We start from the raw sequence: 22410 nt of genomic DNA, 5'->3' as shown, positions 1-22410 counted from the left end.
AAAGGCACGACCATGGCGGGACCCGTCCTGGAAATGCGCTCGATCGTCAAGACCTTCCCCGGTGTCACAGCGCTCTCGGACGTCACACTGACCGTGCGTCAGGGCGAGGTCCACGCCATCTGCGGCGAGAACGGCGCCGGGAAGTCCACCTTGATGAAGGTGCTCTCCGGCGTCCACCCGTACGGCAGTTACGAGGGCGACGTCCTCTTCGAGGGCGAGCCCTGCCGCTTCAGGGACATCCGGGCGAGCGAGCAGCACGGCATCGTCATCATCCACCAGGAACTGGCGCTGGTGCCCTACCTCTCCATCGCGGAGAACATCTTCCTCGGCAACGAGCACGCCAGGCGCGGCCTCATCAACTGGAACGACACGCTCAGGCACGCCGGCGAACTGCTGCGCCGGGTCGGTCTGAGCGACCACCCCGAGACCCGCGTCGCCGACATCGGCGTGGGCAAGCAGCAGCTCGTGGAGATCGCCAAGGCGCTGTCCAAGAAGGTGAAGCTGCTCATCCTGGACGAGCCGACGGCCGCCCTGAACGACGAGGACAGCGGCAAGCTCCTCGACCTGATCCTGGAGCTGAAGAAGCAGGGCATCACCTCGATCATCATCAGCCACAAGCTCAACGAGATCCGCCGGGTCGCCGACTCGGTGACGATCATCCGCGACGGACACTCCATCGAGACGCTGGACGTGAGGTCGGCCGGGACGACCGAGGACCGCATCATCAGCGGCATGGTCGGCCGCGACCTCGACCACCGCTTCCCCGAGCGCACCCCGCACGAGCCGGAGGAGGGCGCGGCCCCGGCCCTGGAGATCCGCGACTGGACCGTGCACCACCCGATCGACCAGCAGCGCAAGGTGGTCGACGGGGTGTCGCTCCAGGTGCGGCGCGGGGAGATCGTCGGCATCGCGGGCCTGATGGGCGCCGGCCGCACCGAGCTGGCCATGAGCGTCTTCGGACGCTCCTACGGCCGGTACGCGGGCGGCACGGTCCTCAAGGACGGCACCGAGATCCGTACCCGGACCGTCCCCGAGGCCATCGGGCACGGCATCGCCTACGTCACCGAGGACCGCAAGCACTACGGCCTGAACCTCATCGACACCATCAACCGCAACATCTCGCTGACCTCGCTGCGCAAGGTGGCCCGGCGCGGGGTGGTCGACGAGCACGAGGAGCGGCGGGTCGCCGAGCGGTTCCGCACCTCCATGAACATCAAGGCACCGACCGTCTTCGAACCGGTCGGCAAACTCTCGGGCGGCAACCAGCAGAAGGTCGTCCTCAGCAAGTGGATCTTCACGGGCCCCGACGTGCTGATCCTGGACGAGCCGACGCGCGGCATCGACGTCGGCGCCAAGTTCGAGATCTACACGGTCATCGACCGGCTGGCGGCCGAGGGCCGGGCGGTCGTCTTCATCTCCTCCGAGCTGCCGGAGCTGCTCGGCATGTGCGACCGCGTCTACACCATGGCCGCGGGGCGGCTGACCGGCGAGTTCTCACGGGCCGAGGCATCCCAGGAATCGCTGATGCGCCAGATGACGAAGGACAAAGAGGTAACCCGATGAGCACGGACGTGACCGCCAAGACCCCGGCACCGGCGCCGCCCGGGAAGAGCGGCGGCCAGGCCTCCGGCGGCCTGTTGCACCTGATCCTGGACGGCCTGCGCAACAACATGCGCCAGTACGGCATGCTGATCGCGCTGGGCCTGATCGTGGCGCTGTTCTCGGTGTGGACCGGCGGCGACCTGCTGCTGCCGCGCAACGTCTCCAACCTGGTGCTCCAGAACAGCCACATCCTGATCCTCGCGATCGGCATGATGCTGGTGATCATCGCGGGCCACATCGACCTGTCGGTCGGCTCGCTGACGGCGTTCACCGGCGCGTTCGCGGCCGTCCTGACGGTGCAGCACGGCGTGTCCTGGCCCGTCGCCCTGGTGCTGTGCCTGCTGGTGGGCGCGGTGGCCGGCGCCGTCCAGGGCTTCATGATCGCCTACTTCGGCATACCCTCGTTCATCGTCACCCTGGCCGGGATGCTGATCTTCCGCGGTCTGACGGAGATCTTCCTGGAGGGCCAGACCCTCGGCCCGTTCCCGGACGGGCTCCAGAAGATGGGCAACGGCTTCCTGCCGGAGGCCGGCCCGGACACCAACTACCACAACCTCACCCTGCTGCTGGGCATCGCCCTGATCGTCTTCACCCTCCTGCGGGAGGTCCGCGACCGGCGGCGCCTGCGGGAGTTCTCCCTCGACGTGCTGCCGGGCAGGATCTTCCTCCTCAAGCTCGTCGCCATCACCGCCGCGATCCTCGTCGTCACGATGCTCCTCGCCAGCTACAAGGGCGCCCCGATCGTGCTGATCATCCTCGGCGTGCTGGTGGTCGGCTACGGCTACGTGATGCGCAACGCCGTCTTCGGCCGCCACATCTACGCCATCGGCGGCAACCTGCCGGCGGCCAAGCTGTCCGGCGTGAAGGACAAGAAGGTCACCTTCTACGTCTTCCTGAACATGGGCGTGCTCGCGGCCCTGGCGGGTCTGGTGGTCGCCGCCCGCCTGAACGCGGCCTCGCCGAAGGCGGGCCTCAACTTCGAACTCGAGGCAATCGCCTCGTCGTTCATCGGTGGCGCGTCCATGAGCGGCGGTGTCGGCACCGTCCTCGGCGCCATCATCGGCGGGCTGGTCCTCGGCGTGCTGAACAACGGCATGAACCTCCTCAGCGTCGGCACCGACTGGCAGCAGGTCATCAAGGGCCTCGCCCTGCTGGTGGCGGTCGGGTTCGACGTGTGGAACAAGCGCAAGTCCGGTTCGTAAGCGCCCAGACAAGGGAGCCGCACCCATGGAACTGAACAGACGCACGGTCATCGCGGGCGCCGCCGCGGCGGGCCTCGCCGCGACCGCCCTCGGCGCGGGCAGCGCCCAGGCCGACACCGGCCGCCGACCGGTCAGGGAGCCGTTCGGCACCCTCGCCGACGGCACGAAGGTCCACCGCTGGTCGCTGGAGAACGGCGGCACCCGGCTGAAGGTGCTGTCGTACGGCGGCATCGTCCAGTCGCTGGAGATCCCGGACCGGCACGGCCGCCACGCCGACGTCGTCGCCGGCTTCGGCGACATCGCCGACTACGAGGCGAAGAGCCCCTACTTCGGCGCCCTGATCGGCCGCTACGGCAACCGCATCGGCAAGGGCCGGTTCACACTGGACGGCACCACCCACCAACTGTCCGTCAACGACGGCGTGAACCACCTGCACGGCGGCGCCAAGGGCTTCGACAAGCACGTCTGGCACGTCGAGCCGTTCACCGAGGGCTCCGACGTCGGTCTCCACCTGCACTACACCAGCGTCGACGGCGAGATGGGCTACCCGGGCACCCTCCGGGCGAAGGTGACGTACACCCTCACCCGGCACGGCGACTGGCGCATCGACTACGAGGCCACCACCGACCGGGCCACGATCGTCAACCTCACCAGCCACGTGTACTGGAACCTGGCAGGCGAGGGCAGCGGCTCGATCGAGGACCACGAGCTGACGATCGCCGCCGCCCGCTTCACCCCGACCGACGCCGGCCTGATCCCCACCGGCGAACTGGCCGGCGTCGCGGGCACCCCGTTCGACTTCCGCCGGGGCAAGCCGGTCGGCCGGGACCTGCGGGCCGGCCACGAACAGCAGGTGCTGGCCAAGGGGTACGACCACAACTGGGTGCTGGACAAGGGCGTCACCGCCCGGCCCGAGCACGTCGCCACGCTGCGCGACCCGCGCTCCGGCCGCACCCTGCGGATCGCCACCGACCAGCCGGGCCTCCAGTTCTACTCCGGGAACTTCCTCGACGGCACCCTGACCGGCACCGGCGGCCGCACCTACCGCCAGGGCGACGCCCTCTGCCTGGAGACCCAGCACTTCCCGGACTCGCCGAACCACCCGCACTTCCCGTCGACGGTGCTCCGGCCGGGGCGGACGTACCGGACGTCGACGATCCACACGTTCGGGGCGTGAAGCGGCTCACACCGCCGACGAGTTGAACGCCACTGACGCCCCCTCCGTACCAGGGGGTGGGGCCCGCCGCCCCCCCCGGGGCCCCCCCCCCCGGGGGGGCCCGGGGGGGGAAAAGAAACCAGGTTTTATACCGCCCCCCCCCGCCCACCCCCCCCCACGGCGCGGGGGCGCCGGTACGGGACTCCCCCCCCCCCCCGGGGGGGGGGGTCACGCGCCCCCCCCCCCCCCCGAGTTCACCCCCCCGCCCCCCCCCCCCCCCCCGGGGGGGGCCCCGCGCCCCCCGCGCGGCCCACCCCCGGACGGAGGTTCCCTTGCCTGACAACGTCACCTCGTTGTTCCGCGACGCCGCCGCGCACAGCCCCTCGATGGCGGCGCTGACGCGGGAGAGCGACGGGTCGGGCCCGGTGGACTTCTGCATCCCGTGCAACCCGTACTTCCCCACCCCCGCCATGTTCGAGGAGATGGGGGCCCGGCTGCGCGAGATCATCACGTACTACCCGAGCGGCGCCGACACCATCACCGCGGAGCTGTGCGGCCTGCTCGGGCTGCCCCCGAGTTGCGTGGCGATGGGCAACGGCTCCACGGAGCTGATCACCTGGATCGACCACCTCCTGGTCCGCGAGTCCCTGGCGGTCCCGGTGCCCGCCTTCGGCCGCTGGACCGACCAGCCGATGGAGACGGGCAAGCGGGTCGACATGTTCCCGCTCCAGGAGGCGAACGGGTTCGCCCTGGACCTGGACCGGTACGCCGAGTTCATCCGCGCCCGGGGCACCCGCGCGGCGGTGCTGTGCAACCCGAACAACCCCGACGGCGGCTACGTGCACCGTCAGCGGGTGGTGGAGTTCCTGGACGCCATGGCCGACCTCGACCTGGTGGTGGTGGACGAGTCGTTCCTGGAGTTCGCCGACGCCGAGACCGAGCCGAGCGTCGTCCACGAGGCGGTCCTGCGCCCCAACGTCATCGTGCTGCGCAGCCTCGGCAAGAACTTCGGCCTGCACGGCGTGCGCTTCGGCTACCTCGTCGCCAACCCGGCGCTCGCGGGCAGGATCCGCTCCATGCTGCCGAAGTGGAACCTCAACTCCTTCGCCGAGCACGTGGTGTTCATGCTGCGCGAGCACGGGCCCGAGTACGCGGCCAGCCTGGAGCAGATCCGCCGCGACCGGCTGGACATGGCCGGCCGGCTCTCCACGCTCCCCGGTCTCACGGTCTACCCCTCGCAGGGCAACTTCCTCTTCGTGCGCCTCCCCGTCGGCGCCGAGGGCACGGTGGTCCGGGACCGGATGCTCACCGAGCACCGCATCCTGGTCCGCGAGTGCGGCAACAAGATCGGATCCTCCAGCCGCTTCCTGCGGCTCGTGGTGCGCCCCCAGGTCGACGTGCGTCGCCTGGTGTCCGGCCTGGAACAGGTGCTCTACGGGTCCGGGAGGGGAGCCGCCGTACCCGGGCCGGGCGCCGGGACCGCCTACAGCTCGGGTACGGCGGCGGTCGACCGGCTGGTCAGCGAGACCAACGGGGCGGGGCTGCCGGGACTGGCCGCGCGGGCCGCCGCCCGGACCGCCCCCGCCCCGGCCACCGGCACGGGCATGCCGCTGCCGGCCGCCGTACCGGCGACGCCCGGGACCCCGCTCCCGGCGGCGGCCGCCCTCCCCCGGCCGGCGTACGCCCCGCCGCCCCGGCCCGTGTTCACCCCGGCCCCCCAGCCGGCGTACACCCAGATGCCCGCCCCGCTGCCCGCACCGGCGCCCGCGCCCGCCCCGGTACCGGCGCCGGTCCCCCTGCCCGTCCCGCCGCCCGCACCCGCGCCCGCGCCCCTGGCTCCCGCCGCGTTCGCCGCACCCGCTCCGGCGCCCGGCCCCACCCCGCCCGGCGTGCCGGCCCGCGGCGGGCTCACCGCGGCGCAGGTCCGGGGGATGACGGCGCCGGCGCCTGCCGCGGGCCTCGCCCCCGCTCCCGCGACGGGCTGGCCCGACGCGCGGAGCTGGCCGAACGCGGCGGGCACGGGCCAGGCGGCCGGCTAGCGGACGCACGGCCGGAGCCCGCGGCCCCCGTCTCGGCGGGGGTCGCGGGCTCCGGTGATCTCCCTCCGGGGACGTCAGGCCTTCGGGCAGTTCTTCCAGGCCATGTGGTACACGGTGCTGATGTCCCCGTCGGTGGAGTCCATCGTCATGAAGCTGACCTTGTCGGGGGTGGTGGTGCCGGCGTTCACCCGCAGCTCGGTGTTGATGTTGAAGTTGCGCAGCACGCCGCAGGGCGCCCAGACCAACTGGGCCCAGTCGGTGGAGTCGGTGGCCTGCCAGTCGTCGTTGTAGGGGCCGCCGAACGGGTGCGTCCGGGGCACGGTGCTGGAGGATCCCTGGAAGTAGTACGACGCCTTCTGCGTGGCCGTGGCGCCCTTCTGGAGCGAGGCGAAGCCCCGGTAGTCGGCGCTGGCTATCGCGTAGGTGAAGCCCTGCGGGACGTGGACCACCAGGTTGAGCTGGCAGTTGCGGCGGAAGGCCGTGGGATCGGAGTTGCCCCCGGCCTGGGCCAGGTAGGCGCTGTAGGTGACGGTGAAGGCGGTGTTGTCCGGTGAGACCGCCACGGCGGCCGTGCCGGCCGGGCAGCCGGAGCCGTTCACCGTCGCCACGTCGATGACGATCTTGTCCGGGGGCGGGTCGTCGAACACGGAGGAGGGGCTCTGGGCGGGCAGTGCGGTGGTGAGCAGAGCGGCCACGGCACCGCTCAGGAGGAGTCCACCAGCCATGGTTTCTCCCGGTTGTCGGGTGGGGGGTGCGCCTCCTCCCGGGCTCCGCCCACAGGTGAGGGAAGTGTGTGTCACCTGTGAAGCGGGGAAGGAGGCGTGGGCATCGTAGGGAGCCCCACCCGGGCCCGGCAGGGTGAACTCCGGCCATTCACACCGGGGTTTTCACGATGGCCGGGCCGCCGGTCACCCGCCCAGGACGCCCCGGGGCACCAGGGACTGCGGGGAGGCCATCGGGTTCCCCACCTCCAGGGCGCCGAGCAGGCCCCTGAGGAGCGGCGCGCCGGGGACCCCGGCGGACGGGACGGGCTTCACGGCGGCCTCGGCGGCGGGGGCGGCGGCCAGGAAGGCGGCGGCGAGGACGGAGGCACAGACGAGTTTCCTGATCATGCCGGGCCCAACGACGGTCGCCGCCCGGGGAAACCCGCCGTCCCCCGGCCGGACGAGCGAGCGGGCCCTACGGGTTCTCCCAGGCCGCCGGTTCCGCCGCGAGCGCCCGGACCGGCTCGGGCAGGGTGTCCGCGGCGAGGTCGGCGAGGGTCACGCCCTCCAGGATGCGGCGGACGTTGGCGCGCAGCGCGATCCACAGCGGCAGCAGGGGCTGGGCCGTACCGGTGTAGGCGAGACCGGTGGGGCGTTCGCCGCGTACCGACACGATCGGTCCGTCGACGGCGCGGATGACGTCCGCCACGGTGACCGCCGCCGGGTCCCCGGCGAGCCGGTAGCCGCCGCCCCCGCCGCGCCGGCTGTCCACGATCCCGGCCCGCCGCAGATCGCCCAGGATGCCCTCCAGGAACTTGTGCGGGATGCCCTGCACGGCGGCGATCTCCTCCGCCTTCACCGGGCCGTCCCCCTGCCGCACGGCCAGCTCCAGCACCGCCCGTACCGCGTAATCAGCCCGCGCCGAGATCCTCATGCGTCCATTGTGGGGCGTCCCGGCGTGCAGAATGGCGGCACCCGCGCCCCGTAAGATCGCCCGGGAGGATCCACCTTGGCGCTCAGCAGACGTACCTTCAGTGCCCTGACCGGCTCGGCCGCGCTCGGTCTCGCCATGGGCGGCAGCGGCGGGCCGGGGGCGCCCTCGGCCTACGCGGGCGGCGGTGTGCCGGCCGGTCCGGCGCCGGGCCCGCCCAGCGCGGACGGCGTCCGGCACACCGTCGGCCACGACCGCCACTCGCTGCTCGTGGACGGGCGGCGCCTGGTGGTGTGGTCCGGGGAGATGCACCCCTTCCGGCTGCCCAGCCCCTCCCTGTGGCGGGACGTGCTCCAGAAGATGCGGGCCCACGGCTTCAACGCGGTGAGCGTCTACGTTGCGTGGAACTACCACTCCCCCGCGCCGGGCCGGTACGACTTCACCGGTGTCCGGGACCTCGGCCGGTTCCTGCGCACGGCCGCCGAGACCGGGCTGTACGTCATCCTGCGTCCGGGCCCGTACATCAACGCCGAGGTCGACGGCGGCGGCTTCCCCGGCTGGCTGACGGCGGCCGGGGGCACGGCCCGCACCGACGACCCGGCCTACCTCGCGCACGTCGACGAGTGGCTCACCCAGGTCGACCGGATCGCCCGCGAGCACCTGTTCACCCGGGGCACGGGGACGGTCCTGCTCTACCAGATCGAGAACGAGTACGACGCCCACGTCGGCGAGGCCGCCGGCCGGGACTACATGTCCCACCTGTACCGCAAGGTGCGGGCCGACGGGATCGACGTGCCGCTGTTCCACAACGACAAGGGCCGCAACGGGTACTGGGTGCCGGGATCGTTCGACACCGGCGGGGAGCGCGGCGGCTGGCTGTACGGGTTCGACGGGTACCCATCGCCGTCGCAGACCCCGCCGGACTGGGGGCTCTTCGGTCCCGGCGGACCCAAGGGCGGGTCCACGGCGTCGCCGTCCACCCCCGGGTTCGTGCCCGAGTTCGGGGGCGGCTGGTTCGACCCGTGGGGCGGTGCCTGGTTCGACGGCAAGGGGTACGCCGAGGCGCGGCGCACCCGTGACGCGGCGTACGAGCGCCGCTTCTACCTGACCAACCTGGCCAACGGGATCACCCTGCACAACGTCTACATGGCGTTCGGTGGCACCTCGTGGGGCTGGCTGCCCGCACCCGTCGTCTACACGTCGTACGACTACGGCGCCGCCATCGACGAGGCCCGCAACGTCACCGCCAAGATCGCCCCGCTGCACCAGCTCGGGCACCTCGTGCAGCGCGTGCCGGCCTTCGCCCGGCTGGACCGGGCGTCCGACGTGCACGCCGACGGCCTGAAGGTCTACCACCTCACCGACCGGGTGACCGGCACCCACGTGTACGTCGCCCGCAACGACGGCACCGACGACGTCACCACCGACCTGCCGACCGACGCCGGCCGCCTGCGGATCACGGTGCCCGGCAAGGACGCCAAGCTGCTCACCACGGGGCTGCCGCTGGGCGTCCGGACCCTGGAGTACGCCACCACCGCGCCCATGCTGTGCCTGACCGCGGGCCGCCAGGACATCGCCGTCTTCACCGGCCGGCGCGACGAGATGGCCGAGCTGGTGCTCAGGTGCCCGGCCGAACCGTACGTGCAGCGGCTGGACCCGGAGGCCGCCTGGGTCTACGACCGGGACGCGCTGCACGTCAACGCCCCGCTCGGCCGGGGCGGCCTGACCCGGGTGCTGGTCCGCGGGGGCGAGAGCGACACCCCGCTGCTGCTGCTCCTCGCCGACGACGCCACCTCCGTCCGCCTCTTCCCGTACGACACCCCCGCCGGCACCCTGCTCGTGTACGGCCCGGCCCTGCTGCGCCACGCCGAGGTGCGTGGCTCCGAGGTCCACCTGACCGGTGACATCACCGGGGCCACCGGGCTGGAGGTGTGGGGGCCGCGCGGGATCGACACCCTGGTGTGGAACGGACGCAGGCAGGCCACCCGGATCACCCTCTCCGGCAGCGTGAAGACCACCGGCGACTTGCCGGCCGTACCCGAGGTCCGGCTGCCCGAGCTCGGCGGCTGGCGGACGCGGACCGAGAACCCGGAGGCGGGCCCCGGCTTCGACGACTCCGCGTGGCGGGTCGCCGACCGGACCGTCTCCCACAGCACCACGGCCGTCCCGGCCGGGCAGCCGGTGCTCTTCGCCGACGACTACGGCTTCCACTACGGCGACGTCTGGTACCGGGGCACCCTCACCGGGACCACCGGCGTCGAGGCGGTCTCGCTCGCCTACAGCACCGGCACCCAGGGCCTGCTGATGGCGTGGCTGGACGGCGAGCCGCTCGGCACCCACCGCATGCCCGTGCCCGACAAGGAGGTGACGATCCGCAAGGGCACCTGGACGGACACGGCGGTCTTCCCGGTGCGCGCGCGGCTGCGCTCCCCCGGCCGGCACGTGCTGTCCGTCCTGGTCCGGCGCATGCAGCACGACCAGGACGGCAAGTCCCTCGACACGCACAAGGCGGCCCGCGGACTGACGGCCGTCACCTTCGAGGGGGCCTCCCCGAAGGTGCGGTGGCGCATCCAGGGCGAGGGCGCCCCCGACCCGGTGCGCGGCCCGATGAACAACGGCGGCCTGTACGGGGAGCGGGAGGGCTGGCACCTGCCCGGCTTCCGGGACCGGGACTGGGAGCAGGTGACGTTCCCGCGCGCCGTGCGGCGCCAGGGCGTCACCTGGTACCGGACCGCCTTCCGGCTGTCGGTGCCGGCCGACGTCGACGCCTCGGTGGGACTCACCCTCGACGACGACCCGTACCGCGCCTACCGGGCGCAGATCTTCCTCAACGGCTGGAACCTGGGCCAGTACATCAACAACGTCGGGCCGCAGCACACCTTCGTCCTGCCCAACGGCATCCTGCGCACGAGGGGGGCCAACACCCTCGCGCTGGCGGTGCTCTCGGAGTTCACCACGCTGTCGGGTCCGGGGTCGGTGCGGCTGACGCTGCTGGGCGCGGCGGCGGGCGGGGTGCCGGTCACCCCTGTCTGAGCACGCTCCGGAACAGATCCTTCCGGGTGGGACGGCGGTCACCGGATCGCATGACGCGGACGCGCCCGGACGCGTACGCTCGGACCGGCCGGACACTGCGGACGGGAAGGGAGAGCGATGAGCTTCGGCGGCGCGCGAGAAGGAGCCGCACGCCTGGCCGCCCGCCTGCGGCGCCCCCGTCCGCGCGCGGCGATGCGCGCCCTGGCCCGGGACCTCGCCACCGCCGTCCACGCCCGGCCCCGGCAGCCCGACGGCGTACGGGAGCTGTGCCTGGCGGTGTGCGCGGAGATGACCGCGCTGCGCGGCGGACGGCCGGTGGAGGTGCGCTTCGAGCGGTTCCCGGACGAGCTGGAAGTCACCGGACTGTGGGTGGAGTTCACCGACTTCGACCTGGTCATCGTGGAGGACCGCGCGGAGGCCGTGCAGCAGCTGGTCATCCTCGGCCACGAACTGTGGCACCTGCACGCCGGGCACCGCCACCACCACCTGGCCGGGGCCGCCGCCGTCCGCGCCCTCGCCGACACACCCGGCTGGCGGGAGGCGGCCCTCACGGTGGCCGCCCGCAACGGCTCCCGGGAGGCCGACGAGGCCGAGGCCGACGACTTCGGGCACCGGCTGGCCACCCTGTTCCGCGGCCGTCTCGCCGGCACCCGCGGCCTCCCCCTCGACCCCGTGCAGCGTTCCCTCGGCTACCGCGGACGGGAGCCGGTGGACGGGCGCGGGCCGGGAACGGGGGGAGCCACGCGGTGACCCCGCTGGCGCTGGACCCCGCGGGACTCCTCGCCCGGTTCTACATCTCCTTCTGGATCCCCACCGCGGTGCTCACCGCCGCCCTGGTCATCAAGCTGCCGTCGATCATCCGGTGGTGGCGGGACCCGCTGCTGCGCGCGGTCGGCGGCCTGCTGCTCCTCGCCTGCGCGGTGTTCGTCTCCTGCACCCCCTCCACCATCGCCGCGGTCAACCGGCTGACCGGCGTGCCCAACGCGGCGGCGCCCTGGTGCTACTCGCTGATCACCGCGTTCTCCGGCTCCTGCCTGCTGCTCATCGTCACCTGGCGGCACGGCCCGGCCGTCCGCTCGGCCGTCACCCGGCGCGCGAGACGCTGGGTGATCTCGGTGTACTCCGGGGTGATCGCCGCCCTGTGGGCCCTGTTCGCGCTCGCCGACGCCCCCGGGGAACGGCTGCGGGACCTCGACACCCACTACGCCACCACGCCGTTCATGCGCGAGGAGATCCTGCTCTACCTCCTCGCCCACACCGCGGCCTGCCTGATCACGTTCCGTCTCATCCGCGAGTGGGTGCGCGCCGAGCGCCTGGACGCCTGGCTGCGCCGGGGCCTGGAGCTGCTGGGCGCCGGCAACGCCCTCGGCCTGGTCATGGACTCGGCCAAGCTCACCGCCGTCACCGCCCGCTGGTGCGGCCGTGACCTGGACTGGCTCAGCACCGATCTGGCGCCGCCCGTCGCCGCGCTGTCCGCGATCGTGACAGCGGCCGGGTTCGTCCTGCCGCACGCCGGGCAGTACCTGCGCGACCGCCGGGGGGTCCGGCTCGCCCACCGCGAACTGCGGCCGCTGTACCGGTTGTTGCGCGCCGCGAGCGGCGAGGGCGTGCCGTTCGCGCTGCGCGCCACCCCCGAACTCCGGCTCACCCGGCGGGAGACGTTCATCCGGGACGTGCTGCTGCCGCTGGCCCGGCACATGGACACCGGCCTGGGGCGGCGGTCCTACGACGCCGCGCTCGACCTCGGGCACCCGCCCGAGCGGGCCCGGGCACTGGCCGCCGCGGTGAGCATCCTCGACGCCGTCGGCACCGGGGCCCGTACGACGGAGCCGCCCGGACCGGCCGACGGGCCCGACCCGGCCGGCCTGCTCCGGGAGATCGGGGCCGTCTCCCGTGCCCTGAGCCGCGCCGGCGACATCGAGGCGGTCCGCGCCCGCGCGGCCGCCCCGGCCCGGTCCGTCACCGCGCCCGAGTGACCGCGCCCGGCGCCCTCAGCCCGCGAACGCCGGCTGGGGCAGGCCCTGGCCCGCGCCGGGGACGACCAGCAGCGCACCGGAGAGCGGATGCGGCGCCGACAGGCCCGTGCGGGCCGTGGTGATGTACAGGTCGGTCAGCCCGGGGCCGCCGAACGCGCAGGCCGTCGTGCGGGGCGCGGGCACCCGGATCACCCGGTCGAGCACCCCGTCGGGTGTGTACCGGCGCACCGCGCCGCCGTCCCACAGGGCCACCCACACGCAGCCGTCCGCGTCGACCGTGAGGCCGTCCGGGTGGCCCGCGCCCTCCTCGATCTCCACGAGCGGGCGGCGGTGGCGCACGCCGTCCGCGTCGTGGTCGAAGACGTCCACCCGGCGGGTCGGGGTGTCGACGTAGTACAGCAGGCCGCCGTCCGGGCTCCAGCCGGCGCCGTTGCTGACCGTGACGTCGGCGAGGACGGTGCGCACCGTCCCGTCGCCGGTCAGCCGGGACAGCGTGCCGCCGCCCGGCGCCTCGTCGTAGCGCATCGTGCCCGCCCACAGCGAGCCGTCGGGGGCCACCGCGGCGTCGTTCGCGCGGCGCCCGGCGACCGGCTCGTGGTGCAGCCAGCGGAAGGTGTCGTCGGCGTCCAGCAGGCCCACGCCGTCCCGCAGGTTCAGCACCAGTCCGCCGCCGGCCCGGGGCTTGACCGCGCCGACGTGCTGCTCCGTCGTACGGACCGTGCGCCGGCCGGTCGCCGGGTCGTACGTGTGGACGCGCATGCCCAGGATGTCGAGCCAGATCAGCCGGCCGGTCGCCGGGTCCCAGGTGGGTCCCTCGCCGAGCGCCGCCCCGGCCGCCACCGCCACCTCGTACGCCGTCATGCCGCGCTCCGGTGGCCGAGCCGCTCCGACAGCTGTGCCGCGCCCTTGACGGCGAGCTGCTCCAGCTCGGCGCGGCGCTCCTCGCTCCAGCGGATCATGGGCACGGAGATGGACAGGGCGGCCACCACCTGGCCGGTGCGGTCGCGGACCGGCGCGGCGACGCAGGACACGTCCGGGTTGGACTCGCGGTTCTCCACGGCGAGTCCGCGCCGCCGGATCTCCGCCAGGGACTCGCGCAGGGCGGCCGGCCCGGTGATGCTGTTCGGGGTCATCGCGGCCAGCTCGGTGCCGTCGGGGATCCGCGCGGCCAGCTCCGGCTCGGGCAGGGAGGCCAGCAGCATCTTGCCCACGGAGGTGCAGTGGGCCGGGAGACGGCGGCCCGCGGCGGAGACCATGCGGACCGCGTGCGTGGAGTCGACCTTGGCGATGTAGATGACGTCGGTGCCCTCCAGGATGGCGACGTGCACCGTCTCGTCGCAGGTCTCGGCGACGGAGCGGGCCACCTGCTGGCCCTCGGCGGCGAGGTCGAGCTGCTCGGCGTAGCGGCTGCCGAGCTGGTACGGGCGTACGCCGAGCCGGTACCGTCCGGGCTGGCCCGGCAGCGGCACGATGTACGAGCGCGCGGCGAGCGTGGTGACCAGTTCGTGCACGGTGGTGCGCGGCAGCTGGAGCCGGCGCACGATGTCGGGGGCGGAGAGCGTCCCGTCCCCGTCGAGGAACAGCTCCAGAATGTCCAGAGCCCGGGTCACGGCAGGCACGAGGCGTCCCACGTCCGGCCCCCTCCCTTGGGTGTTGGCGCCTGCGGACGACATCCCGCGCGTTCGAGATATCAACAGACGATCGGCATGACGAACACAGGCTAGTCAGGGAAGGGGGTACGGGCAATGGCCGGGGGCGGGCGGAACGGGCCGGGCACCATGGATGCCATGCGACTCGACTTCCAGCTGGTGCTGCTGCGCCGGATGGCCGACCACAACCCCGGCCTCGTCGAGGAGGCCCGCCACGAACTGGGCGCCTCGCCCGCCGACATGAGGGAGGCCAACAAACGCTGGCAGGCCATGGTCCGCTCGCCGCGGGCCCGGGGCGCCGCCGCGCGCTACCGCTCGGTCCTCGGCACGCCCGAGCGCGTCCTCGCCCGCCGCCTCGGCGACGTCGACTGCCAGGCCTGGCAGTGGGCGCTGCCGCTCTGGCCCGGCCTGCGCTTCGAGGTCCTCGTCGGACCCGGCGGCGGCGTCTGGAACGAGTGGCTGGTGCGGGCGCCGGACGCCCCCGCCCCCGAGCTGCGCGCGCTGGAGGATCTGACGCCCTGGTCGTGCACGGTCGACGAGGCGGCCCGCGCCTTCGCCCCTGCCCGCCCGCTGGAGGGCACCGCTCCGACCCGGTGGGGGCTGGCGTTCGCCGCCCCCGACCGCGCCGGCACCCGGCACGAGGTGGTCGCCGAGTTCACCTGGGGCCTGCTCCAGCGCACGGCGGTCGTCACCTGACGGGAGCGGCTAACCGGCGACGGCCGCCGTCAGGATCGCCGCCGTCACGTGCTCCGGCGAGCCGGGGTGCAGCCACAGGAACAGGTTGGGTTCCACCAGCTCCAGCTCCATCAGGCGGGGCGCGCCGTCCGCCCCGTCCACCAGGTCCACGCGCGCGTAGAGCAGCCCCGCGGCGCCACCGGGCACGGCTGCCAGCGCCCGTTCGGCGACGGCGAGTTCGGCGGCCGTCGGCTGCCAGGGCTCCAGGCCGGGATGGGCGACCTTGACGGCGTCGTACGGCGTGCCGGGGGACAGCACGGCCCCCTTCCGGCTGGCGTGCAGCAGCCGGCCGCCGAAGAACTGGAGCGCCCGCTCGCCGCCGACGTCGATGCCCGGCATGTACGGCTGCACCATCGCCGTGAGGCCCTCCGCGTGCATCCGCGTGAGCTGCCGTACCGCCGTGTCGTGCTCGGCGGGCGTGTAGCGGGCCGCGAACCGGGCGCCGGCGCCCGACGTCGGCTTGATCACGAAGTCGTGGCCGTCGGGCAGGCGGACCGGCTCGCCCGGCGCCGCGTACCGGGTGGGCACGGTGGGCACACCGGCCGCCGCCAGCTCCCCGAGGTAGCGCTTGTCGGTGTTCCAGCGCACCACGGGGGCCGGGTTGGCGAGCCGGGTCAGCGCGCCGGTCCGCTCCACCCAGGCGGTGAACTCCGCGGCCCGCCAGCTGTAGTCCCAGGTGGAGCGGATGACGACGAGGTCGTAGCCGCCCCAGTCCACCGCCGGGTCGTCCCAGTACGGGGCCTCCGCCCGTGCGCCGGCGTCCTCGAGCGCCCGCACCAGCACCGGCAGGTCGGTGTCCCTGCTCGGCTCGGTCCCGGGGTCGTAGCTGGCCAGGGCGATGCGGGGCACGGCGGGGCTCCTCGTCGTACGGGGGTTCGATGCGCGGACGCGCTGCGAGGCTAACAAGCACCGAGCGGCCCCGGCACCTCGTTTGACCTTCCCCCTCGGTCAGGCCCCAGCATCGATGGCGGACGACGAGAGGCACGGACATGCGCACGGAACTGCTGACGATCGGCGCCTTCGCGAAGGCGAGCCGGCTCTCCCCCAAGGCGCTGCGGCTCTACGACGAGCTGCGGCTGCTGCGGCCCGCCCGGGTCGACCCGGACACCGGCTACCGGTACTACGCCCCGGCCCAGCTGGAGCGGGCCCGGCTGGTCGCCTGGCTGCGCCGGCTGGGCATGCCGCTCGCCGGGATACGGACGGTCTGCTCGCTGGAGCCGGTGGAGGCGGCCCGCGAGATCCGGGCGTACTGGGCGCGTGCCGAGGCGGAGACCGCCGCACGGCGGGACCTCGCCGCGTTCCTCGTCGACCAGCTGACCACCGAACCGGAAAGGGAACCCACCGGCATGCTGGAACTGCGCTACAGCGCCCACTCCGACCGCGGGCACGTCCGCCCGGCCAACCAGGACACCGTGTACGCGGGCCGCGGACTGCTCGCCGTGGCCGACGGGTGCGGGCCCGCGGGGGCGCCCGCGTCCCGCGCCGCCGTCGCGGCGCTGAAGCGTCTGGAGGACGCCGGGGAACCGGCCGCGGGCGGTGTGCTGAACCAGCTGGAGGACGCCGTGCGCGGGGCCGACGAGGCCGTGCGGGAGCTCGCGGAGGGCGACGCGGAGAACGGCACCACGCTGACCGCGCTGCTGTGGACGGGGTCGAAGCTGGCGCTCGTGCACATCGGGGACTCACGGGCGTACCTGTTGCGGGACGGTGAGCTGTTCCGCATCACCCACGACCACAGTGTGGTCCAGTCGCTGATCGACGAGGGCCGGCTGACCCCGGAGGAGGCCGACAGTCATCCGCAGCGCGCTCTGCTGTTCAAGGCGCTGGGGGGCGGCCCGGACCAGGTGCCGGACCTGCGGCTGCACGACGCCCGGACCGGCGACCGGTACCTGTTGTGCTCCGACGGTCTGACCGGGGTCGTGCCCGACGGGCGCGTCCGGGAACTGCTCGCCGCCGCCCCGGGCCCCGAGGCGGCGGTCCACCGGTTGATCGGCGCGGCCAACGCGGCCGGCGGTCCCGACAACGTCAGTTGCGTGGTCGCCGATGTGGTGGAGACCTCACCGGCCTGAGGGCGCTCGTGGGCCGGGAGTCTCTGGTGTAGGAAGGGTGTTGTCGTCCCGGCGGTCGACGCTGTCGACAGTAAGGAGTGCGCCGCGTGTCCTCTCTCTTCCCCGCCCTGACGGAGGGTCCGGGCGAGCGGCCCGCCCTGCGGTTCGGCCCGCGGACCCTGACCTACGGCGGCCTCGCGGGCGCCGCCGGGGCCCTCGCCGGCCGGCTGGGCGGCACCGGACGGGTCGCCGTGTGGGCCACCCCCGAGCTGGAGACCGCGGTGGCCGTCATCGGCGCGCTGCTGGCCGGGGTGGCCGCGGTGCCGCTGAACCCGAGGTCGGGTGAGAAGGAGCTGGCGCACATCGTGGCGGACAGCGCGCCGTCGCTGGTGCTCGCCGCTCCCGGGGCCGAACTGCCGCCCGTCCTCACCGCTTTGCCCCGCATCGACATCGACGCCTCCGCCACCGGAACCGTCCCCGCGGAGCGGGCCGGGGACGGCGATCCGGCGCTGGTCGTCTACACCTCCGGCACCACCGGCCCGCCCAAGGGCGCGGTGCTGCCCCGCCGGGCCCTGGCCACCACCCTGGACGCCCTCGCCGACGCCTGGCGGTGGACCGCGGAGGACGTGCTGGTGCACGGGCTGCCCCTGTTCCACGTGCACGGGCTGGTGCTGGGCGTGCTCGGCCCGCTGCGGCGCGGCGGCTCGGTGCGGCACCTGGGGCGGTTCTCCCCCGAGGGGGTGGCCCGGGAGCTGGACGACGGCGCGACCATGGTGTTCGGGGTGCCGACGATGTACCACCGCATCGCCGAGGCCCTGCCCGGCGACCCGGCGCTGGCCGCGTCGCTCGGCCGGGCCCGACTGCTGGTCTCGGGGTCGGCGGCGCTGCCCGTCCACGACCACGAGCGGATCGCCGCGGCCACCGGACGCCGGGTCGTCGAGCGGTACGGCATGACCGAGACGCTGATGAACACCAGCGTGCGCGCCGACGGAGAGGCCCGGGCGGGCACGGTCGGGGTGCCGTTGCCGGGCGTGGAGCTGCGGCTGGTGGAGGAGGACGGTTCGCGGATCACCGCGTACGACGGGGAGAGCGTCGGCGAGATCCAGGTGCGCGGACCCCACCTGTTCACCGAGTACCTGAACCGGCCCGACGCCACCGCCGCCGCCTACACCGCCGACGGCTGGTTCCGCACCGGGGACATGGCCGTGCGTGAACCCGACGGCTACGTCCGCATCGTCGGGCGCAAGGCCACCGACCTGATCAAGAGCGGCGGTTACAAGATCGGGGCCGGTGAGATCGAGAACGCGCTGCTGGAGCACCCGGGGGTGCGGGAGGCGGCGGTCACCGGGGAACCCGACGCCGACCTGGGCGAGCGCATCGTGGCGTGGATCGTGCCCACGGAGCCGGAGACCCCGCCCGGCGCCGAGGAGCTCGCGGACCACGTGGCCCGGCGGCTGGCCCCGCACAAGCGCCCCCGGACCGTCCGCTACCTGGAGGCGCTGCCCCGCAACGACATGGGCAAGATCATGAAGCGGGCGCTGACCGGTGCCTGAACGGCTCACCGCGCGGCAGGTGCTGGCCCTCGTCACGGACCCCGGCAGCTTCGGTGACCTGCCCGACCCGGCGCGCGATTCCCGGCCGGACGGTCCGCTCGGCTGGCAGGGCTACGACGACTCGCGCGCCCGCGCCGCCGCCCGCACCGGTGAGCGGGAGTCGGTCGTCTGCGGCACCGCGAGCGTCGCCGGCACCCGGGCGGTGCTGCTCGCCTTCGAGTTCGGCTTCCTCGGCGGCTCGCTCGGCGAACGCACCGGGGACCGGCTGGAGGCGGCGTACACGTACGCTCGCGCGCACCGGCTGCCGGTCGTGCCGCTCGTCGCGACCGGGGGCAGCCGGATGCAGGAGGGGATGCTCGCGCTGACCCAGCTCCAGCGGGTGGCCCGCCAGTCGGCGCTCACCAGGGAGGCCGGCCTGCCCCAGGTCGCCGTCGCGCGGGACCCGACCACCGGCGGCGGCTGGGCCACGCTGGGCGCGGGCGCCGACGTCGTCCTGGCCCTGCCCGGCGCCCAGGTCGGCTTCGCCGGCTCCCGCGTCCGCCCCCCGGACGCCGATCCGGCCGCCTACACGGCCGAGGCGCAGGTGGCGGCGGGCTCGGTGGACGCGGTGGTGGAGCCGTCGGCGGTGCGGGAGGTGCTGGGTTCCTGGCTGCGGCTGCTGACCGGCGGCACGCCCCCGGACGGCGGGCCGGTCGTGCCCGCTCAGGTACCGGCCGCGCTCGGCGCCACCGCCCTGCCCGGCACCGGCTGGGAGGCGGTCCGGCGGGCCCGGTCACCGCACCGGCCACGCTGCCTGGCGTACCTGGACGCCTACTTCGCGCACCGGGCCGGCATCAGCGGCGACCGGTGCGGCGGCACGGACCCCGTCGGCATGCTGTGCGGGTTCGGCGAGCGGGACGGCCGTACCGTGGCGTACGCCGCGCAGACCGGGGCGGCGACCCGCCCCGCCGGGTACCGCACCGCCGCCCGGCTGATCCGGCTGGCGGACCGGCTCGGCACACCGGTGCTGACGCTGGTGGACACCCCGGGCGCCGCCAACGACGCGGAGGCCGAGCGGCAGGGCGCCGGCCCGGCGATCGCCGAGGTGTTCGGCGCGGTGGCCGCAGCCCGGGTGCCGGTCACCACCCTCGTCATCGGCGAGGGCGGCTCCGGCGGGGCCCTGGCGCTCGCCGCGCCCGGCAACACCTGGGCCACACCGGACAGTTACTTCTCGGTGATCGCCCCGGAGCTCGCCGCGGCGATCCTCAAACGCGGGCCCGGGGAGGTCGAGGCGACCGCGGGGCAGCTGCGGTTGCGGCCGCAGGACCTGGTGGAGCTGGGCGTGGTGCGGGGCATCGTGACGCGCGGGGGTCCGGCACAGGACGCGGACCGGCCCGGCCCGGTCGTCCCTGGGTGACATATCCGGCTGACGTTCCCGGCTGACCTCCCCGGGTGACGGGTTCTGGCCGTGGCGGGCTCCCAGGGTGACGGGTTCTCGCCAACCTGGGCCGGTGGGCCGCCGCGCGCCGTCGGCGGTGTGACACCCGAAGCACCGTCCGTAACATGAGGGTTGTCAGGCAGTCAGGTACGACGGGGGAGCGAACGGCGCCATGGACGGGCTGGTGGAATTCACGACCGAGGACGGCGCGCAGGTCGTGGTGGAGGGTGTGGTCACCCGCTCCGGGGCGCGCCTCGTCTCGCGCGGCGACGGGCCGGCGCAGGCCGCGCGGACCTTCGAGGGCGCCCTGGAGGGCGTGCGGGCGGCGGCCTCGGCCGCGCTGCGCGTCTTCCGGGACGGCAGTCTGCGTCCGGACGCGGTGGAGATCGAGTTCGGTGTGCGGCTGTCCGCGGAGGCCGGCGCCGTCATCGCGAAGGGATCGACGGAGGGCCACCTGGTGGTCAAGCTCAGCTGGTCCCCCGGGCAGTCGCCCGAGCCGGTGCAGTCCGCGCGGCCCGCGCCGGAGCGGAGCGTGCCGGGCCAGGCCGCGTCGGTCCCGGAGGCCGCCGACCGGTGAGGAGCAGTGCTGCCTGGCACGCCCGGATCGTCTGCGGCCACGAGGTGGGGGCCGGTTTCCTGGTGACCGGCCGCCGGGTCCTCACCTGCGCCCACGTGGTCGAGGGCAGCGGCACGCGGGAGGTGACCGTCTCCTTCCCCAACGCCCGGGAGCTGGGCGAGCTGTCCGCCTCGGTCGTCGCCCACGGCGGCTGGGCGGGCGACGCCGCCGACCCCGGTGACGTCGCCGTGCTCGAACTGGAACGGGACGTCCCGCTGACCCCGGCCGCGTTCGCGCCGCCGGACGCCGCGTACACGCGGCCGTACCCGAAACTGGTCGCCTACGGCTTCCCCGAGGGCTACGACGAGGGCACCCTCGCCGAGTACCAGGCCGTCTCCGGCCAACTGATCGCCGACGAGTGGCTGGAACTGGTGGCCTGGCACGGGCACGGGCAGCCGCTGGTGGCCGGATTCAGCGGGGCGGCGGCGACCCTGCCCGACGGCCGGGTGGCCGGCATGGTCACCGCGGCCCTGGACGCGCCCGCGGTGCGCAAGGGCCGGATGCTGCCCCTGGACGTGCTGGCCCGGTACTGGCCCGAGCTGGGCGAGCTGGTGCCCACCCCCGGCCACCGCGACGACGCGCGGCGGCGGCTGTACGCCCTGCTGCGGCGGGCCACGGGCGCCGGCCGCGCGGACGACCCGGGCGCCGGCCGCACCCTCGACCCGAACCGGCTGTACGTGGACGCGGTGGGCGCCTTCGGGCCGCCCCTGCCCGCGGGCGGCTTCCCCTCGCTGTGGGCGGCCGCCGCCTACGCGCAGTGGGAGGTGCCGGACCCGGAGGCCGTGGACCGGTTCGCCGCCCGGCTCGGGAAACTGCTGGACCCGGGCCCGGCCCACCCCCCGCCGTCCCCGGCGCCCCACCCCCCGCCGTCCCCGGCGCCCCAGGCCCCGCCGTCACCGGCCGCCGCCGGTGCCGAGCCGTCGGCCTGGGCCCCGGTCGTCGTCGAGATCGAGCACAGCGGCGCCGGCCCCGACCAGGTGACCGTCGAGGTGTCCGCGTACCGCGACGGCCGGCGCCGGCCGGTGGGCGCGGGCCGGCTGCCCAGGACCGGCGTACGGGCCTACGTCCAGGGCCGCATCGACGAGGCCGTCGCCCAGCTCGCCCCGGACGCCGACGAGCTGGTGACGTTCGTCCTGCCGCGGGAGTGGCTCAACGAGGCGGTGGCGCAGTGGGAGTGCGGCGCGGAGGACAGCACCCCCCTCGGCTGCGCCTACCCGCTGGTGGTCACCGACCGCGCACGCCACCGCAGCGGCCGGCTCCGCCACCAGCTGCGCAAGAAGTGGCAGCGGCTGGACTCGGCCGGCCGGGGCGCGGAGGTGCACCGCGTGGAGTGCGGCACCCAGGAACGCCCGCCGAGCCTGCGCAAGCGGCTGTGGGACGGCGACGCCGGACTGGCCGGTTACGCCTCCCCGCCCACGGCGGCGCGCGGCCACTTCGAGGTCGGCCTCACCGTGCCCGTCCCCGTCCTGCTGTGGTCCCGCACCGGCTGCCCCCGCGCCACGCACACGGACCCGGTCTGCCCGGACCACGCGGAACCGCCCTGCCCGGGCAGCGCGTTCCTGGACGAGCTGGCGGTGTCGGTCGCCGAGGTCCCGCCCGCCGAACTGCCGCGCCACATCCTGTCGCTGCGGCTGGCCGCGGCCGCCGACGACGAACCGGACCTGCACTGGGCGAGGGACCTCCAGCTGCTCTGGGACGACCCGCGCTGCTTCCCCGAGACCACCGCGAGCCTGCACTCCCCCGTCGCCTGAC

At 74.4% G+C, this 22410-nt stretch carries 19 protein-coding genes; 13 read left to right on the top strand and 6 right to left on the bottom strand.

Annotated elements, in window-relative coordinates; all coding sequences use genetic code 11:
• The first annotated feature begins 12 nt into the window (after positions 1-12).
• From mmsA to ACIQVT_RS06700, 4 genes are all read left to right on the top strand, one after another.
• On the top strand, positions 13-1563 hold the full coding sequence (mmsA, locus tag ACIQVT_RS06715; protein ID WP_403748606.1) for a multiple monosaccharide ABC transporter ATP-binding protein: 1551 nt from the start codon (positions 13-15) through the stop codon (positions 1561-1563).
• Positions 1560-2804 carry a multiple monosaccharide ABC transporter permease gene (gene mmsB, locus ACIQVT_RS06710; RefSeq protein ID WP_403748603.1) on the top strand — a complete coding sequence of 415 codons (1245 nt, stop codon included), beginning with the start codon at positions 1560-1562 and terminating at the stop codon, positions 2802-2804. The genes mmsA and mmsB overlap by 4 nt, the downstream gene beginning before the upstream one ends.
• Positions 2805-2829: 25 nt before the next feature.
• A complete protein-coding gene (locus ACIQVT_RS06705) occupies positions 2830-3981 on the top strand; it encodes an aldose epimerase family protein (protein WP_403748600.1) in 1152 nt (383 codons plus the stop codon).
• 311 nt (positions 3982-4292) lie between these two features.
• Complete coding sequence (locus ACIQVT_RS06700; protein ID WP_403748597.1) at positions 4293-5999, top strand: pyridoxal phosphate-dependent aminotransferase; 1707 nt, start codon at positions 4293-4295, stop codon at positions 5997-5999.
• A gap of 74 nt (positions 6000-6073) precedes the next feature.
• Here the strand turns inward: ACIQVT_RS06700 and ACIQVT_RS06695 are convergent, their stop codons facing one another.
• From ACIQVT_RS06695 to ACIQVT_RS06685, 3 genes are all read right to left on the bottom strand, one after another.
• Positions 6074-6724 carry a DUF4360 domain-containing protein gene (locus ACIQVT_RS06695; RefSeq protein WP_403748594.1) on the bottom strand — a complete coding sequence of 217 codons (651 nt, stop codon included), beginning with the start codon at positions 6722-6724 and terminating at the stop codon, positions 6074-6076.
• Positions 6725-6907: 183 nt separating this feature from the next.
• Positions 6908-7111, bottom strand: coding sequence for a hypothetical protein (locus tag ACIQVT_RS06690; protein WP_403748591.1), 204 nt, complete (start codon positions 7109-7111; stop codon positions 6908-6910).
• A gap of 67 nt (positions 7112-7178) precedes the next feature.
• The gene (locus ACIQVT_RS06685; protein ID WP_403748588.1) at positions 7179-7637 is read right to left on the bottom strand and encodes an RrF2 family transcriptional regulator; all 459 of its coding nucleotides are present in this window, start codon (positions 7635-7637) and stop codon (positions 7179-7181) included.
• A 75-nt stretch (positions 7638-7712) separates the two neighbouring features.
• Here ACIQVT_RS06685 and ACIQVT_RS06680 point away from each other — a divergent pair, with 75 nt between their 5' ends.
• From ACIQVT_RS06680 to ACIQVT_RS06670, 3 genes are all read left to right on the top strand, one after another.
• Positions 7713-10667: a beta-galactosidase gene (locus ACIQVT_RS06680; RefSeq protein WP_403748585.1), complete on the top strand. Its 2955-nt coding sequence runs from the start codon at positions 7713-7715 to the stop codon at positions 10665-10667.
• Between the two features lie 117 nt (positions 10668-10784).
• A complete protein-coding gene (locus ACIQVT_RS06675; RefSeq protein WP_403748583.1) occupies positions 10785-11417 on the top strand; it encodes a toxin-antitoxin system, toxin component family protein in 633 nt (210 codons plus the stop codon).
• Positions 11414-12643 (top strand): MAB_1171c family putative transporter, encoded by a 1230-nt coding sequence (locus ACIQVT_RS06670; RefSeq protein ID WP_403748581.1) that lies wholly within the window; start codon positions 11414-11416, stop codon positions 12641-12643. The genes ACIQVT_RS06675 and ACIQVT_RS06670 overlap by 4 nt, the downstream gene beginning before the upstream one ends.
• Before the next feature lie 15 nt (positions 12644-12658).
• On the opposite strand, the gene ACIQVT_RS06665 is transcribed toward ACIQVT_RS06670, so the two are convergent.
• On the bottom strand, positions 12659-13504 hold the full coding sequence (locus ACIQVT_RS06665) for an SMP-30/gluconolactonase/LRE family protein (protein WP_403748579.1): 846 nt from the start codon (positions 13502-13504) through the stop codon (positions 12659-12661).
• Positions 13501-14274, bottom strand: coding sequence for an IclR family transcriptional regulator (locus ACIQVT_RS06660; protein ID WP_403748576.1), 774 nt, complete (start codon positions 14272-14274; stop codon positions 13501-13503). Before ACIQVT_RS06660 ends, ACIQVT_RS06665 begins: the two co-directional genes overlap by 4 nt.
• 156 nt (positions 14275-14430) lie before the next feature.
• Here ACIQVT_RS06660 and ACIQVT_RS06655 point away from each other — a divergent pair, with 156 nt between their 5' ends.
• Positions 14431-14988, top strand: a complete 558-nt coding sequence (locus ACIQVT_RS06655; protein WP_403748573.1) for a hypothetical protein — start codon at positions 14431-14433, stop codon at positions 14986-14988.
• Between the two features lie 9 nt (positions 14989-14997).
• Here ACIQVT_RS06655 and ACIQVT_RS06650 read toward each other — a convergent pair whose 3' ends face one another.
• Positions 14998-15876 (bottom strand): RimK family alpha-L-glutamate ligase, encoded by an 879-nt coding sequence (locus ACIQVT_RS06650; RefSeq protein WP_403748571.1) that lies wholly within the window; start codon positions 15874-15876, stop codon positions 14998-15000.
• Positions 15877-16016: 140 nt separating this feature from the next.
• On the opposite strand from ACIQVT_RS06650, the gene ACIQVT_RS06645 reads away from it, so the two are divergent.
• The 5 genes from ACIQVT_RS06645 to ACIQVT_RS06625 all read left to right on the top strand — a co-directional run bounded on the left by ACIQVT_RS06645 (position 16017) and on the right by ACIQVT_RS06625 (position 22409).
• On the top strand, positions 16017-17093 hold the full coding sequence (locus tag ACIQVT_RS06645) for a MerR family transcriptional regulator (RefSeq protein WP_403748568.1): 1077 nt from the start codon (positions 16017-16019) through the stop codon (positions 17091-17093).
• Between the two features lie 86 nt (positions 17094-17179).
• The gene (locus ACIQVT_RS06640) at positions 17180-18625 is read left to right on the top strand and encodes an acyl-CoA synthetase (protein ID WP_403748565.1); all 1446 of its coding nucleotides are present in this window, start codon (positions 17180-17182) and stop codon (positions 18623-18625) included.
• A complete protein-coding gene (locus tag ACIQVT_RS06635; RefSeq protein WP_403748562.1) occupies positions 18618-20021 on the top strand; it encodes a carboxyl transferase domain-containing protein in 1404 nt (467 codons plus the stop codon). The genes ACIQVT_RS06640 and ACIQVT_RS06635 overlap by 8 nt, the downstream gene beginning before the upstream one ends.
• Before the next feature lie 205 nt (positions 20022-20226).
• Positions 20227-20619: a CU044_2847 family protein gene (locus ACIQVT_RS06630; RefSeq protein ID WP_403748559.1), complete on the top strand. Its 393-nt coding sequence runs from the start codon at positions 20227-20229 to the stop codon at positions 20617-20619.
• The gene (locus ACIQVT_RS06625; protein ID WP_403748557.1) at positions 20616-22409 is read left to right on the top strand and encodes a trypsin-like peptidase domain-containing protein; all 1794 of its coding nucleotides are present in this window, start codon (positions 20616-20618) and stop codon (positions 22407-22409) included. The genes ACIQVT_RS06630 and ACIQVT_RS06625 overlap by 4 nt, the downstream gene beginning before the upstream one ends.
• The last annotated feature ends 1 nt before the right edge of the window (position 22410 follow it).

The organism is Streptomyces sp. NPDC100445 (assembly GCF_044759735.1).
Taxonomy (GTDB): Bacteria; Actinomycetota; Actinomycetes; order Streptomycetales; family Streptomycetaceae; genus Streptomyces.
This window is presented reverse-complemented; position numbering and strand designations above follow the sequence as displayed.

What these genes read in the sequence shown, in the direction of transcription:
- mmsA (WP_403748606.1), top strand. Translation starts at nt 13, where the DNA reads ATGGCGGGACCCGTCCTGGAAATGCGCTCGATCGTCAAGACCTTCCCC.
- mmsB (WP_403748603.1), top strand. Translation starts at nt 1,560, where the DNA reads ATGAGCACGGACGTGACCGCCAAGACCCCGGCACCGGCGCCGCCCGGG.
- ACIQVT_RS06705 (WP_403748600.1), top strand. Translation starts at nt 2,830, where the DNA reads ATGGAACTGAACAGACGCACGGTCATCGCGGGCGCCGCCGCGGCGGGC.
- ACIQVT_RS06695 (WP_403748594.1), bottom strand. Translation starts at nt 6,724, where the DNA reads ATGGCTGGTGGACTCCTCCTGAGCGGTGCCGTGGCCGCTCTGCTCACC.
- ACIQVT_RS06690 (WP_403748591.1), bottom strand. Translation starts at nt 7,111, where the DNA reads ATGATCAGGAAACTCGTCTGTGCCTCCGTCCTCGCCGCCGCCTTCCTG.
- ACIQVT_RS06685 (WP_403748588.1), bottom strand. Translation starts at nt 7,637, where the DNA reads ATGAGGATCTCGGCGCGGGCTGATTACGCGGTACGGGCGGTGCTGGAG.
- ACIQVT_RS06675 (WP_403748583.1), top strand. Translation starts at nt 10,785, where the DNA reads ATGAGCTTCGGCGGCGCGCGAGAAGGAGCCGCACGCCTGGCCGCCCGC.
- ACIQVT_RS06665 (WP_403748579.1), bottom strand. Translation starts at nt 13,504, where the DNA reads ATGACGGCGTACGAGGTGGCGGTGGCGGCCGGGGCGGCGCTCGGCGAG.
- ACIQVT_RS06655 (WP_403748573.1), top strand. Translation starts at nt 14,431, where the DNA reads ATGCGACTCGACTTCCAGCTGGTGCTGCTGCGCCGGATGGCCGACCAC.
- ACIQVT_RS06645 (WP_403748568.1), top strand. Translation starts at nt 16,017, where the DNA reads ATGCGCACGGAACTGCTGACGATCGGCGCCTTCGCGAAGGCGAGCCGG.